General features: G+C 68.6%; 10 protein-coding genes and 1 pseudogene. 4 read left to right on the top strand and 7 right to left on the bottom strand.

Annotated elements, in window-relative coordinates; all coding sequences use genetic code 11:
- Positions 1–77 precede the first annotated feature (77 nt).
- Positions 78–1,526 (bottom strand): aldehyde dehydrogenase, encoded by a 1,449-nt coding sequence (locus tag ACZI8W_RS16310; RefSeq protein WP_463369537.1) that lies wholly within the window; start codon positions 1,524–1,526, stop codon positions 78–80.
- Between the two features lie 140 nt (positions 1,527–1,666).
- Here ACZI8W_RS16310 and ACZI8W_RS16305 point away from each other — a divergent pair, with 140 nt between their 5' ends.
- Positions 1,667–2,035, top strand: coding sequence for a hypothetical protein (locus ACZI8W_RS16305; RefSeq protein ID WP_463369536.1), 369 nt, complete (start codon positions 1,667–1,669; stop codon positions 2,033–2,035).
- A gap of 55 nt (positions 2,036–2,090) precedes the next feature.
- Here ACZI8W_RS16305 and ACZI8W_RS16300 read toward each other — a convergent pair whose 3' ends face one another.
- The 3 genes from ACZI8W_RS16300 to ACZI8W_RS16290 form a co-directional block, all read right to left on the bottom strand.
- Positions 2,091–2,519, bottom strand: a complete 429-nt coding sequence (locus ACZI8W_RS16300) for a CBS domain-containing protein (protein ID WP_463369535.1) — start codon at positions 2,517–2,519, stop codon at positions 2,091–2,093.
- 78 nt (positions 2,520–2,597) lie between these two features.
- Positions 2,598–3,485, bottom strand: coding sequence for an ROK family protein (locus tag ACZI8W_RS16295; protein ID WP_463369534.1), 888 nt, complete (start codon positions 3,483–3,485; stop codon positions 2,598–2,600).
- A gap of 17 nt (positions 3,486–3,502) precedes the next feature.
- Entirely contained in the window at positions 3,503–4,258 is a 756-nt protein-coding gene (locus ACZI8W_RS16290; RefSeq protein ID WP_463369579.1) for a class I SAM-dependent methyltransferase, read from the bottom strand.
- Positions 4,259–4,412: 154 nt separating this feature from the next.
- Here ACZI8W_RS16290 and ACZI8W_RS16285 point away from each other — a divergent pair, with 154 nt between their 5' ends.
- Positions 4,413–5,627, top strand: coding sequence for a glycosyltransferase family 4 protein (locus ACZI8W_RS16285; protein ID WP_463369533.1), 1,215 nt, complete (start codon positions 4,413–4,415; stop codon positions 5,625–5,627).
- On the opposite strand, the gene ACZI8W_RS16280 is transcribed toward ACZI8W_RS16285, so the two are convergent.
- Positions 5,553–7,256: an MmpA family trehalose lipid delivery protein gene (locus ACZI8W_RS16280; protein WP_463369578.1), complete on the bottom strand. Its 1,704-nt coding sequence runs from the start codon at positions 7,254–7,256 to the stop codon at positions 5,553–5,555. The genes ACZI8W_RS16285 and ACZI8W_RS16280 overlap by 75 nt on opposite strands.
- A 172-nt stretch (positions 7,257–7,428) precedes the next feature.
- Between ACZI8W_RS16280 and ACZI8W_RS16275 the strand changes: the two genes are divergently transcribed.
- Positions 7,429–8,721, top strand: a complete 1,293-nt coding sequence (locus tag ACZI8W_RS16275; protein ID WP_463369532.1) for a polysaccharide biosynthesis protein — start codon at positions 7,429–7,431, stop codon at positions 8,719–8,721.
- Between the two features lie 22 nt (positions 8,722–8,743).
- On the opposite strand, the gene ACZI8W_RS16270 is transcribed toward ACZI8W_RS16275, so the two are convergent.
- The gene (locus ACZI8W_RS16270; protein ID WP_463369531.1) at positions 8,744–9,994 is read right to left on the bottom strand and encodes a cell envelope lipid trafficking protein PgfA; all 1,251 of its coding nucleotides are present in this window, start codon (positions 9,992–9,994) and stop codon (positions 8,744–8,746) included.
- A gap of 191 nt (positions 9,995–10,185) precedes the next feature.
- On the opposite strand from ACZI8W_RS16270, the pseudogene ACZI8W_RS16265 reads away from it, so the two are divergent.
- Positions 10,186–11,226, top strand: a pseudogene (locus tag ACZI8W_RS16265) (acyltransferase family protein); the annotation flags it as partial.
- A 20-nt stretch (positions 11,227–11,246) separates the two neighbouring features.
- On the opposite strand, the gene ACZI8W_RS16260 reads toward ACZI8W_RS16265, so the two are convergent.
- Positions 11,247–15,554 (bottom strand): alpha-(1->3)-arabinofuranosyltransferase domain-containing protein, encoded by a 4,308-nt coding sequence (locus ACZI8W_RS16260; protein WP_463369530.1) that lies wholly within the window; start codon positions 15,552–15,554, stop codon positions 11,247–11,249.
- Positions 15,555–15,557 lie beyond the last annotated feature (3 nt).

Below are 15,557 nucleotides of genomic sequence, written 5' to 3'. Positions count from 1 at the left end.
ACCGAGGGGAGGCCGGGTGCGATTTCTTCGAGAGAAACGCACCCGACCTCCCCTCGGTGAGCCGAGGCCCGGGGCGATCAGCCCTGGTAACCGGGCGGGTACAGGATCGACTTCGTCTCGCAGAACGCCTCGAGCCCCTCGGGGCCGTTCTCGCGACCGATGCCGGAGTTCTTGAAGCCACCGAACGGCGATCCGGGATCGAATGCGTACCAGTTGATTCCGTAGGTGCCTGTGCGGACGCGCGATGCGACGTCGAGGCCCTTCTCCACATCGGTGGTGTACACCGAGCCGGCGAGGCCGTAGTCGGAATCATTTGCGATCTTGATGGCATCGTCGACGCTGTCGTAGGGCAGCACCGACAGGACCGGCCCGAAGATCTCTTCGCGGGCGATGGTCATCGAGTTGTCGACGTCGGCGAAGACCGTGGTTTCGAGGAAGTAGCCTTTGTCGAGACCGGCGGGTCGGCTACCACCCAGCACGAGACGTGCACCCTCGTCCAGACCCTTCTTGATGTAGTCCTCGACCCGGTCGCGCTGCTTGGCGGAGACCAGCGGGCCCAGTTGAGCGGTCTCGTCGGACGGCGGTCCGACGGGGAAGAATGCGGCGGTCGCGACGATCTTCTCGACCACCTCGTCGTACCGCGAACGTGGTGCGAGGATGCGGGTCTGGCCGACACATGCCTGCCCGGTGTTCATCAGACCGGACATGACGAGCATGGCGATGGTCGAGTCGAGATCGGCGTCCTCGAGGATGATCGCGGCGGATTTACCCCCGAGCTCGAGCGAGCAGCGCTTGAGGTTGCGTGCGGCGATCTCGCCGATGTGCTTGCCGACTGCGGTGGACCCGGTGAAGGTGATCTTGTCGAGGTCCGGGTGCGACACGAGGTGTTCGCCGGTCTCGGCGCCACCGGGCACCACCGAGAGTACGCCCTCGGGCAGACCGGCTTCGGCGAAGATCTCGGCGATCACGTTGACGGCCAGTGGTGTTTCGGGAGCGGGCTTGAGGACCACGGTGCAGCCGGCGAGCAGAGCAGGGCCGAGCTTGTTGGCGCACAGGAACAGTGGCACATTCCACGCGATGACCGCACCGACGACGCCGACGGGTTCGCGGGTGACGCGTGTGCGGCCGAACGAGCCGCTGCGTTCGTCGACCCAGGGGAACGAATCAGCCAGCCCGGCATAGAAGTTCAGCGTCGCGAGTGTCGGCGTCATCTGCATCATCTGCACCGACGCGGCCGGCTGCCCCATCTCGGACGAGACGACCTCGACGATCTCGGCGCCACGCTCTTCGATGATCTTCGCTGCCTTGCCGATCACCTCCGCGCGTTCGGCCGGGGTCATGCGCGGCCACGGTCCGTCGTCGAACGCGGTGCGTGCCGCGGCAACTGCAGCGTCGACGTCCTTCGGCCCGGCGATGGGTACCGAACCGACCCGTTCTTCCGTGGCCGGTGAGAACACCTCGAGCGTTTCGTCGGTCGACGGCGTCACCCACGTGCCGCCGATGAACACCTTGTCGTAGTCGGTCATATTTTGCCCCTAGTCAGTTCGCGCCGGTTCACCCCGAGACTAGAACACGTTTCAGACTTGCGAAAGGGTGCAGCGGCGTCGATGGTGGCGCGGCGGCGCAGTGTTGCCCACACTGGAGGGGCCGACCGTCAGGAGTAGACATGGCAGAGAACAATCCGTTCGGATTCGACCCCGACGACATCGATCGGGTCGTCCGCGAGGCCGGGGAAGAACTGCGCGAACTCAAAGACAGGGTCTTCGCCTTCCTCGACCAGCCGGTCGCACCACCACCTCCGCGGCCGCAGCCGACGCCGCGACCCGAGACCACCGGCGACGCGGGGGACGGCGTATGGGTCGTCTACACCGCGGATGCCGACGGTGTCGCACACATCGACCAGGTGTATCCCTCGGAGCTCGAAGCGCTCCGCAGTCTCAAGGGCAATACCGACCCGGCGCGGTCGGCTCGGTTTCTGCCGTTCGGAATGAGTGTGAGCGTGCTCGACCGGCAGGCCGACTCGGCACCGGAATGACCCGGACCGGACGTGCCCGGCGGACAGCCGATGCGGCAGCGTAGCGAGATCGAGGTCAGCCGTGGTGGATGTACGACCGGAGTTGATCGCGTTCGGCCTGGAGCTCGTCGATCCGGCTCTTGACCACGTCGCCGATGCTGACGATTCCCACCAGCTGTCCGTCGACGACCACCGGAAGATGCCGGATGCGTCGCTCGGTCATGGTCTCGGCCAGGCTGTCCACACTGTCGGTGGGCAGGCAGGTCGCCACATCGGTTGTCATGACCTCGGATGCTGTGGTGACGAGGACGGACGGCCCTCGTTCGTGGAGTTGCCGGACGACGTCACGTTCGGTGACGATTCCGACGACGTCGGTGCCGTCGACGACGACCATCGCCCCGATGTTGTGGCGTGCGAAGTCGCCGATCAGCTCACAGAGCGTGGTTCCTGGGGGAACCGTCTGCACCGCTGCACCCTTGTTTCGTAAAATTTCGGCAATCCTCATCGGATACCACCGATCCGTCCCGCTGGGTTGGTCCCGTCAGAGTAGGGCCTCGGCGCCCGTGCGACGCCGAATGGTTACCTACTCGTGACCATGTGTGAGGGCGGAGGCACCTACGAGTGTTCCCAGCGCACCCAGCGAAGCCGGCACGATACGCAGATCCCGGATGAAGCTCAGGCGGGCCTGCCGTGCCGCGGACGCGAGCATCGGGCGCCACAGCAGCGTTCCCGACTCCGCGAACCCGCCGCCTACGACGACGAGCGAGACGTCCGTCAGTGCGGCAGCAGATGCGATGACCTGACCCAGCGCGGTTCCTGCGCGCTCGAGCGCAGCTGCCGCGACACCGTTGCCGGCCTGCGCCGCAGCCGCGAGTGCAACACCGTCCGACCCCGCCCAGCCGCGTGCCCGCGCCCACTTCACCGTGGCGGTTCCGCTCGCCACCGTCTCGATGCAGCCCGCACCGCCGCAGGTGCACAACTCGGTGCCGTATGCCGAGACGATGTGGCCGATGTGCCCGGCGTTCCCCGTGCGGCCGGACACCAGGCGACCGTCGAGGACGAGGCCGCCACCGATGCCGGTGCCGAGGACCACTCCGAGGAGATCGTCCGTTCCACGACCGGCACCGAATCGGTGCTCGGCCAGTGTGGCGGCCGCACCGTCCATCGCCAACGAGACGCGCGCGTGGGGAAAGAGGCTGCGCACGGCCTCCACCAAGGGAAATCCGAACAGCCACTCGGGAATGTTGATGGGCGAAACGGTGCCGTTCCGTGCGTCGACCGGGCCTGCCGCCGCGATCCCGACGGCAGAGATCGGTTCGGCTTCGGCAACCTCGCGCAGCAGGGCGGCACAGGCGTCCCACGCGCCGGTCGGGGGGACGGACGCGGTCTTCGGCTCGACGGGCGTCCCGTCGTCGGCGACGAATGCCGCGGCGAACTTCGTGCCACCCACGTCGAGTGCCAATGCGGTCATCTGGCGAGATTAGATGATCATCGTCGGCGCAGCACGAGCACCAGGTTGCTGACCAGGAACTCGCGCACCCCCGGCACCCGCACGAGCGGCCACGCCCACCGCGGGTGATAGCGGGGGAACGCGGCGAGCAACTCACCCCCGGGCGTCGACCGGGCCCAGTCGAGACCCTCGGTGCAGCTGACCTCGAACAGCGACACTCCGTATCGGTTCTTCGGTTCCTTCCCGTGCTTCCGGGTGTAGCGCCGTGCCGCGTATTCGCCGCCGAACGCGTGCCACGGACCGGTCTCGTGTCCGCCGAACGGGCCCCACCACAGCGTGTACGAGAGCACCATCAGCCCGCCGGGGCGGGTCACTCGCAGCATCTCGTCGGCCATCGCCCACGGCTGCGGCACATGTTCGGCGACATTCGACGACAAGCACACGTCCACAGACCCGGTGCGCAGCGGCAGCGCGAGACCCGACCCGCGGATCGCGCCACCCACCCGAAGCCCGGCGGCGTGCATCTCGGACGGATCGGGCTCGATCGGCACGTACCGCGAGCCCGCCTCGGCGAACACGTCGGCGAAATAGCCGGGACCGCCTCCGACGTCGACGACGGTCGTGCCCGCGAGGCTGTTCCCGGTCAGGTCTGTGTAGAGATCGCCGACGAGGTCGGCGGTGTCGCGGGCGAGGCCGCCGTAGAATCTGTCGGGTGCACTCTGCTCGAATCGGAAGCTGCCGAGCAGGCCGATGGAGCGCCGCAACGTGGCGCGGCGTTCGAACAGCCGGGTCACACGGGGATCGGACGTGGTCTTCGATGGCACGTGGAACCACAGTAGTGCCCACCGGCAGAGCCGTCGTGCACCTACATCGCGAGCACACCCGCTAGGGTGTCCGTGACGTCCACCGCGTCCATACGGGCGTGTTCTACTACCGGGGGGAATCCGCGTGCGGGAGGTTCTACTGCTCTGCTGGCGCGACAGCGGGCACCCGCAGGGAGGCGGCAGCGAGCGCTATCTCGAGCAGGTCGGAGCGCAACTCGCCGCCCGCGGAATCAAAGTGACGCTGCGCACCGCGTCATATCCCGGCGCGAGCAAGCGCGACACCATCGACGGTATCGACGTCAGCCGCGGCGGCGGCCGCCTCGGGGTATACCCGCGCGCTCTCGCTGCGATCGCCGCAGGACGACTCGGATTCGGTCCGCTGAAGGGCATCCGTCCCGACGCCGTCATCGACACCCAGAACGGCATCCCGTTCTTCTCCCGGTTCGTCGCCGGCGCCCCGGTGACGGTGCTCGTGCACCATTGCCACCGCGAGCAGTGGCCGGTCGCGGGTCGCGTGATGGCGAAGCTCGGGTGGTGGATCGAATCCACGTTGTCGCCGCGAGTGCATCGCCGCAGCCAGTACCTGACGGTCTCGCTGCCGTCGTCCGACGAACTGCGGGTGCTCGGCGTCGACCACCACCGCATCGCGGTCGTCCGCAACGGTGCCGACGCCATCCCCTCAGAGGTCGTTCCAGGCGCCGACCACACCCGTACCGCGCATCCGAGCGTGTGCGTGCTGTCGCGACTCGTGCCGCACAAGCAGATCGAGGACGCGCTCACCGCCGTCTCGGTGTTACGCTCCCGCGTCCCCGGCCTGCACCTCGACGTCGTCGGCGGTGGCTGGTGGGAACAGAACCTGCGTAGCCTTGCCGCCGAGCTGGGTATCGACGACGCCGTCACCTTCCACGGCCACGTCTCCGAGGAGTGCAAGCATGCGGTCCTGGCGCGGTCCTGGCTGCACGTGATGCCGTCCCGCAAGGAAGGGTGGGGGCTCGCGGTGATCGAGGCCGCGCAGCACGGTGTCCCGACGGTCGGATACCGCAGTTCGAAGGGACTCACGGATTCGATCGTCGACGGCGTCACGGGTGTCCTCGTCGATTCCGTCGACGACCTCACCGCCGCGGTCGCGGAGCTGCTCGGTGATGCCGAGCGCCGCACCGAGCTGGGCGACAAGGCCCGAATCAGGGCGGGCGAGTTCTCGTGGGAGGCCACCGGATCCGGTGTGCTCGAAGTACTGACCGGTGTCGCATCGGGGCAGTGGGCGTCAGGCCTGTTTCCCCGAATCACGGCGGAGAAGGCGGGCCAGGGCACGGAACAGCTCCGCTGCGCGGGTATGTAGACGGGCTGCGAGCATGCCGGTCGCCCCGGCGACCACCACCAGCATCAGCAGCAGGTGCGCAAGGATCGCGACGGTCCGCCCGGTCGTCTCCCGAGCCCACGCGCCGTCCACCTGATAGAGAGTCAGGTCGTCGTCGCTGTAGACCTGGGTGAGCAGGTCGAGGGTCTCCTCCGACCGGCCGTGATCGCCCGGGGTGCCGTGCTCGACCACGACCCAGCCGACACCCCGCGCCGCCAGTTCGGACGGATCCGAACCATCGAGAAGGAGCTGCTCGACGTCGACGGCACGGGTGCCCTCTCCCTCCACCGCTCCGCCCTCGACGATGAGGGTTCCGGTCTGCAGCACGTCGGCGCGCACCATGCGGGGTGCCGGGTCGAGGACTGCCACCGGGCCGGAGTAGTCGAACCGGCGGAACATCCCAGTGGGCAGCACCGCGGCGTCACCCTCGCCCGCCGTGACGATGCTCGCCACCTGCTGCCACCCGTCGGGGTAGTGGACGGGTCGCACCTGACCGCCGACTCCCCACGCGAGGTCGGGGAGCGCACCCACCACGGCGACGACCGACAACACCGCCCACGCGATGTCGCTGCGGGCGCGGTCGGGGGTGAAATGTTGCCGCAACGCCCCCACTCCTGCGGCCGCGGCCACCACGTAGAGCGGCATCAGCAGTGCCACCCACTTCTGGGTGTCGCGCAGCAGTCCGGCCCCGGGAATGTTCACCATCGCCCATTCCCCGAACCGCAGACCCGGTGCGGTGGCGCCGAGAGTGGTGCCGAGCACCGCGACGACTGCGAGGATAGCGAGCGCGACGATCACCGGGTTGCGGCGTCGGCGCCACAGCGCGGGCAGTCCGCACGCGACGACCACGAGCAGCAGCACGGTCCCGATGAGCGCCCACGGCGTCGTGCGTGAACTCGGTACCGCATCGGCATTCCAGATGCCGCCGAGACCGGCGACCGACCCGACAGTACCCAGAAGCGGCTCCGCGCGGGCCGCGAACGCACCGACACCTGCCGGGTCGGCCGCGGTGCCACCACCGGACAGTGCGGTGGCGACGAGCCACGGTGCCGACACCGCCACGATCAGCGCGCCGGCGCCCACGAGCCTGCCCACCCGCGATACGCGGCCACCGGGCATCGCGAGGATCGCAATCGAGGTCACCGCGGCGAGCAGCACCCCGGTCGGGGTGAGTCCCGCGACTCCGAGCCAGAACGCGAGCGCCCACCATCCGCCACTCCTGCGTCGGCGCACCGCCACCGCCGCACACACAGCCCACGGAAGCGCCGCGTAGCCCGCGAAGAGGCTCCAGTGCCCCTGCAGCAATCGCTCGCCGACGTACGGGTTCCAGATCGCGACGGTCACCGCCGTCACCTGCGCGGGCACACCGGCACCGGGTAGCAGAACCGAAACGAGCCGTGCTGCACCGAAGCCCGCCGCCCACAGCGAGGAAGCGAGAAGAGCGGTCACCGCGATACCGCCGTCGACGACGGTCGTCACCCACGCGAGCAACGCATCCTGAGGGACCGCGCGAGCCGCAGCATCGGACAGCCCAAGGGCCGAGTCCGTGAGGTACGAGCGCGGGGTGCTCACCGCGTCGCGCAGCAACAGATAGCCGTGTGAGGTGAACATCGGGCCGAGCACGACGACGGTCAGGGCAAGTGACCACAGTGCCGGAACGAACGACAGTGCCGGAACGAACGACGGTGTCGGTGCCGGCGCACGTGTCGTCGCGCGAAGACGGTGCTGACCCTGCGTGGACATGGCCGCAGACTACGGTGCGCACGAGTGCGAGGATGGTCGGATGCCGCCAGAGAACACGACGCGCCACTCCGGGACAGGAACCGCGGTGGCGGGTATGACGATGGTGACCCTCGGTGCGATGACCGCCAACATCGCGTCCTATCTGCTGCATCTGCCCGCCGGACGGTGGCTCGGCCCCGCCGGGTACGGGGAGTTCGCGAGCCTGCTCGCGGCTCAGTTGGTTCTCGCGGTCCCGGCGCTGGCACTGCAGACCGTCATCGCGCGTGAAGCAGTGCACGGAGCGAGCATCGCGGTGCTGCGTCGCCTCGGGTATCGGTGCGCACTGATCGCCGCGGTCGTCGCCGTGGCACTCGTGCCGGTGGTGTCATGGGCACTGGACACGAGCACTGCGGGTGCGTTCGGGTCGCTGGTGTCGGCGCCTCTGCTGGTGCTTCTCGCGGCCGAGCAGGGGTTGCTGCAGGGACGAGCCCGGTTCGCGGCGCTGAGCGTCGTTCTCGCCGCCGCGGGGGTTGCGAAGGTGGTCCCTGCCGTCGCGGTACTCGCAGCCGATGGCGGCCCGGGTGCCGCGCTGTTCGCCGGCGCGGTGGGAACGGGAGTGGTGGCGGTGGCCGCCGCGCTGTTCGTCGCTCGCGGCGAACCCGTCCAGCGCACCGGCGACGCGGAAGCTGCGCCACGCATACCGGGTGCGGCAGCGGTGCTGCGCGCGTCACAGGTCCAACTGGCGTTGATCGCATTGACCTCACTCGATCTGATGCTCGCGCGCATGCTGCTCGATGCCGACTCCGCTGGCCTTTATGCACTCGGCGCGGTCGCGACGAAGGTGGCGTTCTGGTTGCCCCAGGCCGTCGGGGTGGTGTTATACCCCCGGATGGCGAACCCGGCCGAGTCGGCGTCTGCCGTGCGTTCGGCCCTCGCGGTCCTCGTCGGTCTCGGTGGGGCGCTCGTGGCGGCAGCGGCGCTCTGCGCGCCCGTTGTGCCACTTCTCGTCGGGGACGCCTACGAGCCTGTCCAGTCCCTGCTGTGGTTGTTCGCGCTCCAAGGCGCGTGTCTCGCCGTGCTGCAGGGCGCGTTGCTGTCTGCGATCGCCGGGGACCGCACCGCGCTGGCCGGTGTCGCGTGGGTGGGTCTCGCGGTCGAGGCCGTGCTCATGGCGACGGTCGCGTCGACGATGAAGCACTTCATCGCCATCGCCGTCGGTGTTGCCGCTGTCACGGCGGCGGTGGTGTCGGTACTCGCTGTCCGCGGGGCGGTCGGTACTCGCTGTCCGCGGGGCGTCCACGGCGAAGATCACTCGGCTCCCACGCACGAACGCCGCCCACACCGGGAGGTGTGAGGCGGCGTTCGTCCGGTCTCGATCAGTCCTGAGTGGGGGGCTTGTTCAGGTCTGTGCGGGGAATCTCCTGTGTCTGGTCGGTCGTCCAGTCCCGCTGCTCCGGCTCTTGCGGGAGATCCGAGCGCGGAATCACCTCGGTGCGGTCGTCCGTGAAGTCGCGTTGCGTGTCGGCGGCATGCGCACCACCTGCACCCGTTGCTGCCGCAGAGGCCGGACCCGCAGGAGCGGGGCTGCCCGGCGCGGCTGCACGGCGACCGCCGTTTCCACCACCGCGGAGACCGAGGACGAAGCCGACGACCAGCAGGATGACACCGAGGATTCCGGCGACGATCGGCAGGGTCTTACCGAAGAGCGACAGTTGGTCCTGACCGTCGCGGGCCTGCTCGAGCTGGAACTCGATCGTGGGCTCGTCGAACGGCAGCGTCACGTTGAGGACGGTGACCTCGGGGGTGTCTGCCTCGCGTGCATAGTATTGATCCTGCGCTTCCTGGCCCTTGACGATGACGCCGGTGATCGGGTCGACCCACAGGTCGCGGACGTTGTTGTACCAGCGGGTCATCTCGACGGGTTCGTCGCCTTCACCGACACCCCACGTCGACGCAGGTAGTTCGAGCTTGTAGGTCGGGGCGCTCGGATCGGCCTCCGACAGATCGATCGGGCCGATCTCCTGACTGAAGTGGTATACGGGCATGCCGTTGATCTCTTCCTCACCGACGAAGTCGATGGGGAAGGTCTGGCGCGCATTGTTGTCGTAGTACGGGTACGACTCCTGCTTCACGTCGAACGGGAACTTGTACTGCAGACCGTCGCGGTTGTCGATCTCCTCGCCCGGCGAATCCGCGGACGTCTGGATCGTGCTCACCCGATCCGGGTACTCCTCCTCCGACACCGGCATCGACGACACCCGGTCGATCGTGAGGCGGTCGACGGTCGCGGACACGAGCCCGGTGTCGCCCTGCATGTCGAGGCGGCGCACCGTCTGGCCGGCCTGGAGCGTCATGATCTCGCCGTCCGCAGGATCCTCGACCGTGACGAAGCGCTGAGCCACGATCGGGACATCGGTGTCGACCTGAGCGTTACCGGCGAGCAGCGCACTCGAATTCAGAATGTCGCCCGTGCCGTCGGCGACCGTGGTCACCTCGAGGTCGAGCGGCGTCTTCTTCAGCTTCCCGACGGTGTACGTCGGGATCAGAATCGCGATGGCCAGGAGGAATGTCCCCAAGCCCACCAGAATCATCGCCAGTATCCGGCCCGAGCTGGAACGCTCAGCCATGCTGTATCTCCTCACTCAACGGTTCCATCGAGTACCCCCACCGGCAGCAGGGCTGCACGGATCGTCTGGCATCCGACCCGCGAACACCACGTGAGCCCAGACACTAACAGTCCGGGCTTCGGTGGTGCGCGCCCGCACGCCGTGGGGGCCACACTTCTCGTATCGGGCACTACACGGCACACTGGTCGCCGATGACCTCTCCCACAGTTCCGCCCCGACCCGCGGGAGGCTTCCTCCCCGCGCTGGAAGGCATGCGAGGAATTGCCGCCGTTGGTGTGCTGATCACCCACGTCGCATTCCAGACCGGAGCGGTTCATGATCCCTGGATCGGCAGGGTATGGGGTCGATTCGACCTCGCGGTGGCGCTGTTCTTCGCGCTCTCCGGGTTCCTGTTGTGGCGCCCGCATGCGGCCGCCGCACGCGGGGAGGGTGCTCGTCCGTCGACACGTCGCTACTTCGTCTCGCGCGCCGCCCGGATCCTGCCAGCCTACTGGGTGGCGGTGATCCTCATCCTGTGGCTGCTCCCCGGCGCGGGTGGTGGCCCGACGGTGTGGTGGGCCAACCTTGCGCTGGTGCAGGTGTTCGTTCCGCTGAGCCTCACCGAGGGACTCACCCAGATGTGGAGCCTCTCGGTGGAGATGGCCTTCTATATCGCGCTGCCGCTGCTTGCCTGGTCGGTGAGCCGACTACGCGGCGGCACAGCCCGCTTCCGGATCCCGATCCTGCTGAGTGCGGCCGTGCTGTCGCTGGCATGGGTGTGGATGCCCGTGGCGACACCGGACCACATCAACCACGACAACTGGTTGCCCGGCTACATACCGTGGTTCGCCGCGGGTATGATCCTCGCCGAACTCGCCGTGCACCCCCCGACGTGGATGCATCGTCTGGCCGCGAAACGGCACGTCATGGCGGTCGTGGCGCTCGTCGCGTTCGGTCTCGCGATCACACCGCTCGCAGGTCCGGAGACCCTCACCACGCTCGAACCGTGGGAGTACAACGGCAAGATCGTGCTGGGCGCGCTCATGAGTTTCGCACTGCTGGCGCCGCTGGTGCTCGCACCGCGCACCGAACATCGCATCCTGGCGAGTCCGCTCGCACTGGCGATCGGCCGCTGGTCGTACAGCATCTTCATCTGGCATCTCGCCGTGCTCGCCGTCGTCCTGCCGGTGTTCGGGATCCCCGCCTTCCAGGGACGCTTCTGGTTCGTGCTGACCGTGACACTCGTGCTGAGCGTCGCAGTGGCGTCCGTGAGCTACGCATTCGTCGAAGAACCGGCCCGGCGGGCGTTCCGCCGCTGGGAACGCCGCCGCCAGGCCTCGGGCAACTCCGGCGCGCGGGCTGCCGCGACACCCACCGCGACAAGTCCGAGCAGCGCCGTGAACTGAACCAGGTACGAGTGCCCGACGTAGCCGTCGGGGGAGCGCCACGGTCCTGTCGACAACAGCGCCATCGCGAGCATCGTCGACCCGCCGCCGACACCGACGAGGGTCCGCGACACCGCCGTGGAACCCCACCGCGCCGCGGCAGCGATCGCACCAGCCGCGGCGAGCGCCGTCACGGCGACTCCCACGCCACCGGCGACGACGCCGAAAGCGGCTGCGACCCCGACGAGCGCGACGGTGGCCGAATGCCACGTCCGTGGCGCGGGACCGGGCTCAGGCACCGGTCGGCGGCGCCGGAGGGGGCGGAGTGCGAGGGCGAACAGGGGAAGCAGGAGTAGAAGGCCACCGAAGATTCCCAGGCGGTACCAGCGATCGGTCGCGAACTCGAGAGTGACCGTTCCCCCACCATCCGACGGCATTGTTCCGGCGGGGACGATCCAGCCCTGCTGCCATCCGTCCACCACCACCGGCGTCAACTCGGTGCCGTCCGGGGCGGCGGCGACCCACCCGACGTTCGTGCTTTCCGGAACCACGATCAGCCGATCCGAATCGGAAGGGGGCAGCTGCAGCTCACGCAGGTTCTCCGTCCACACTCCCCTCTCGAGTTCCACGGGATCGGTGCGCGGTGGTTCCGCACCCGCGAGCGGCAACTGCAGGCTCGACGCCACGAAGGCGGTACCCGGCTCGACGTCCACATCGATCCGTCCCGCCGACATCCCGACCGTGTCGGTGTCGCACAGGGTCGCCGGCACCTCCGCGCCCTCCGCGAGGTCGCGGACGGTTCCGGTGACCGAGGTGCGGTAGCTACGGCCGTCGATCGTGATCACGGGCCCCGCGTCGCACCCGACGGTGACGACGCGATCGTAGATCGGATCTTGTGCGCCGATCGGGCCGTCCTCACCGAGAACGGTGATCTCGGCAAGCCCCGGCGGCGTCTCCTTCGAGAACCCGAGAATCGTGCGATCGATCATGTGGTCGTGATCGACGAGGGTGAGTTGCACCCGGTCGGTGAGGTGTGGTGTCACCTCGATCGCCGTGCCATCGGCACCGAATGTCGCCGAGGAGTCCTCGTCGAGTTCCCGGACCTGCGGGCCGTTGCCGAGGTTCACGACGACCCGGGTGGGTGTCGCCGGGAGCGCTCCCAACGATGTCGCGAGATCGAGACCCGTCACCACCTGCGGTGACGGCAAATCGAGGGTCAAGGTCGGGTGCGGAGCGCCGGGCTCGAGGGAGCTTTCCTCCGCTGTCCACGACGTCCGCGGATCACCGTCGGTGGCGGCGAACGCCGAACCCTGCAGATCCACCACGTCGGCGGGGCCTCGGGCAACGACCCGATCGGACCGGTCGATCACCTCGTCGAGGGCCGGCCCGGGGCGGGCACGCACCCACAACTGCGGGGTCACCCACGACTCGACCGGCACGTTCAGCGTGCGCGTGAACAGATTCGGTTCCTCGGGTGCGGTGGACAGCCCGAATGCGCACCGCACCCGGTCGGGGGTGTCGATGCAACTACCGCGACCCGGGAATTCCTGCCGAAGATCCCAGCCGCGCACCGAGGCGCCGTCAGCGGGGCCGGGGACGACGATGCGGCGCCGGATGTCGAGGAACTGCGGGTCGGTGCGGTCGGTGTGGTCCTCGAGTGCGACTTCGGACAGCCCGAACTGGTTGCCGCGGCTGCCCCCTTCGGCATACGTCGCGGTGATCCGGATCCACGTCGTCGTACCCAGCGGCAACGCCACGGTCTGCGGGGTGCCCGGCTCCTCGACACGGACCGCGGTGCTTCCCCGGTCGGTGGTCACCTCGAGCCATTTCACCGGTGCACCCAGCGCACCGGAACTTGTTGTCAGGTGCAGGATGCCCGCATCGATCGGGGTGTCGAGATCGAGTTGCAGCCATTGCCCGATCGCGGATTCGAGACCGTTGCTGTGCCAGCCGGTTGTCGGGTCACCGTCGATCGCGGCGGCCGAGCCACTGCCGACCGACGTCCCACCGAGCTGCGTGGCGTCCGATGCCGCACTCGACACGCTGATCCGGGCTCCCTCCCACTCGGCCTGTACGAGGTCGGTGTCGGGGACGGGATAGTCGGGCACCAGATTGTGCGTGCGGCGCGCGTCACCTTCGGCGCGGATCGTCGATGAATGGTGATCGACCTGCCCGTAGTCGGTTTCCCGATCGGTGGGGGTGTCGGTCACCGTCAGCGTGCTCGGGTCCTGTCCGGCATCCGCGTCCCGGCCCGCACGTGCACCGTCCGCCGCGAACACTCTCGGACCCACATGAGTGGGGTCGGTGGTGTTCAGGCTCAGCAATGATTCGGGCCCGCCCTGCACGACGGGGACCGATGCGGTGTCCACCGCGTACGGGCCGACCGGAGCGTCCGCTGGTTCGTCGACCCGATAGATCTCCACCGCCCGATACGCAGGACGCAGGTCGGCGTCGGCGACGACGTCGTCCGGCTGAGCGCGTTCGATCTCCGAGCCGAACTCGGCGACCCGCTCGATTCCCGGTGATCCCTCGACGGCCCGGTGTACCAGCGCAGGCCGTGCCGAGGGGGAGGTGTCGGGATCGAGGTCGTTGCGCACCACCAGGTAGCCGATTCCCATGCCGCGCAGTGTCGCCGCGAGCCCGGGAGACGGGCGACCGTCGGCGATGAGCCGCTGCACGGAATCGAGGGCGCGGATCGCGCCCGGGGGCACCAACGGCACCGCGTCGCGTGAGACCCACGGCGTGGACGCGAGAGCCTGGATCGGCTCGTCGCGGGTCAGACCCCAGATCTGGCTGCCGAACGGTGCTCCGGGAAGGATCAGGGCGCGTTCGCCGCGTTCGTCGGTGTGCTCGTCGAGCCACTGTGCGGTCTCGCGCCAGTATTCGGGTACCTCGTCGTACGCGCCGCGGGGTGCGAGCTTTCCCGTCCACGCGAGCGAGGTCGCGAGGGTCGCGGCCACGAGGACCAAGGTGGAGAAGGCGACCATCGGGTTGCGTTCGGGATGCGCGAACGCGGTGCGGGCGCGGCGCCACGGCACCGAACCAGGCAAAGGCACCCACCGCAGCAGGTGCGCCAACCCGAGGACGAGCGGGAGCCGCACCAGCGGCTCGAGTTTGTGCACGTTGCGCAGGGGCGCACCCGCGGAATCGAGGAACAGGCGCACCTGTTCGGCGAGCGGGGAACTCAGCTCGCCGACGTATCCGGCGCCGAGCCCTGCGACACCGACGAGCAGGATCAGGGTCCATCGCCCACGCGCGGGCATCGTCCGCATCGCCAGGCCCGCGAGCCCTGCGGCGGCGAGCAGGCCGGTGACGAGCACCGCGGCGGGCTGGGTGACCAGTACGGCGCCGGCGATCCGCTCCGGCGACACGAACGGCGTCCAGCTGCTGGTGCCGCGCAGTGTCTCGGCCAGAGACGTCCACTGCGTCGTCACTCCGGACGACTCGATGAAGTCCAGGAACGGGGGGCTGACCCTGCCGAGCAACAGCAACGGCACCATCCACCACGTCACCGCGACCACGCACAGTGGCAACCACCAGACGGTGAAACGCCACCAGCGTCGGTTCGGCCGGTGCGCGATCCACCACAGCGCCGCGACGAGGCAGGCTGCGGCGGTGGCGACGGCGTTGATCGCGCCCATCAGAGCGACGGCGACGGCGGACTGCGCGGCGAGCACACGGTGCGAGAGGGTATCCCGCCCGTTCAGATAGCGCACCAGGGGCAGGAGCACCCACGGCGCAAGCATCAGCGGATGTGCTTCCGAGGAGATCGACCCGAGAGTCGTCAGGACGCGCGGCGACAACACGAACACGGTTGCCGCGATCACCCGCGAACTACGGCTGCCGATTCCGAGTGCTTCAGCGAGCCGGATCAGACCCCAGAAACCCGCGACGAGCAGCAGCACCCACCACAGACGCTGCGTGATCCACGGGGGGATGTGCAGAAGCTGGCCGAGAGCGAAGAACGAACCGTGGGGAAAGAAGTACCCGTACGCCTGATTCTGCACCTGCCCGAGCGGTGCCACGCTGCTCCATTGGTGGGCCGCGCGTGTGAGGAAACCGATCGGGTTCTGCGTCAGGTCGTATTTGGTATCAGCAACGATCAGACCGGGGACCTGAGCGAACGACAGCACAAATGCGACGGCGGTGACAACATACAGCCACCGTCGCGACAGTGGTTCCGCGGACGGCTGCATTTC

The sequence above is a fragment of the Rhodococcus ruitaii genome (genome assembly GCF_055230935.1).
Note: the sequence above shows the minus strand (reverse complement) of the source record. Positions and strands in the feature narration are given on the sequence as shown.

Coding starts and splice junctions, on each gene's coding strand:
- ACZI8W_RS16310 (WP_463369537.1), bottom strand. CDS start 1,526: ATGACCGACTACGACAAGGTGTTCATCGGCGGCACGTGGGTGACGCCG.
- ACZI8W_RS16305 (WP_463369536.1), top strand. CDS start 1,667: ATGGCAGAGAACAATCCGTTCGGATTCGACCCCGACGACATCGATCGG.
- ACZI8W_RS16300 (WP_463369535.1), bottom strand. CDS start 2,519: ATGAGGATTGCCGAAATTTTACGAAACAAGGGTGCAGCGGTGCAGACG.
- ACZI8W_RS16295 (WP_463369534.1), bottom strand. CDS start 3,485: ATGACCGCATTGGCACTCGACGTGGGTGGCACGAAGTTCGCCGCGGCA.
- ACZI8W_RS16280 (WP_463369578.1), bottom strand. CDS start 7,256: ATGTTCACCTCACACGGCTATCTGTTGCTGCGCGACGCGGTGAGCACC.
- ACZI8W_RS16275 (WP_463369532.1), top strand. CDS start 7,429: ATGCCGCCAGAGAACACGACGCGCCACTCCGGGACAGGAACCGCGGTG.
- ACZI8W_RS16270 (WP_463369531.1), bottom strand. CDS start 9,994: ATGGCTGAGCGTTCCAGCTCGGGCCGGATACTGGCGATGATTCTGGTG.
- ACZI8W_RS16260 (WP_463369530.1), bottom strand. CDS start 15,554: ATGCAGCCGTCCGCGGAACCACTGTCGCGACGGTGGCTGTATGTTGTC.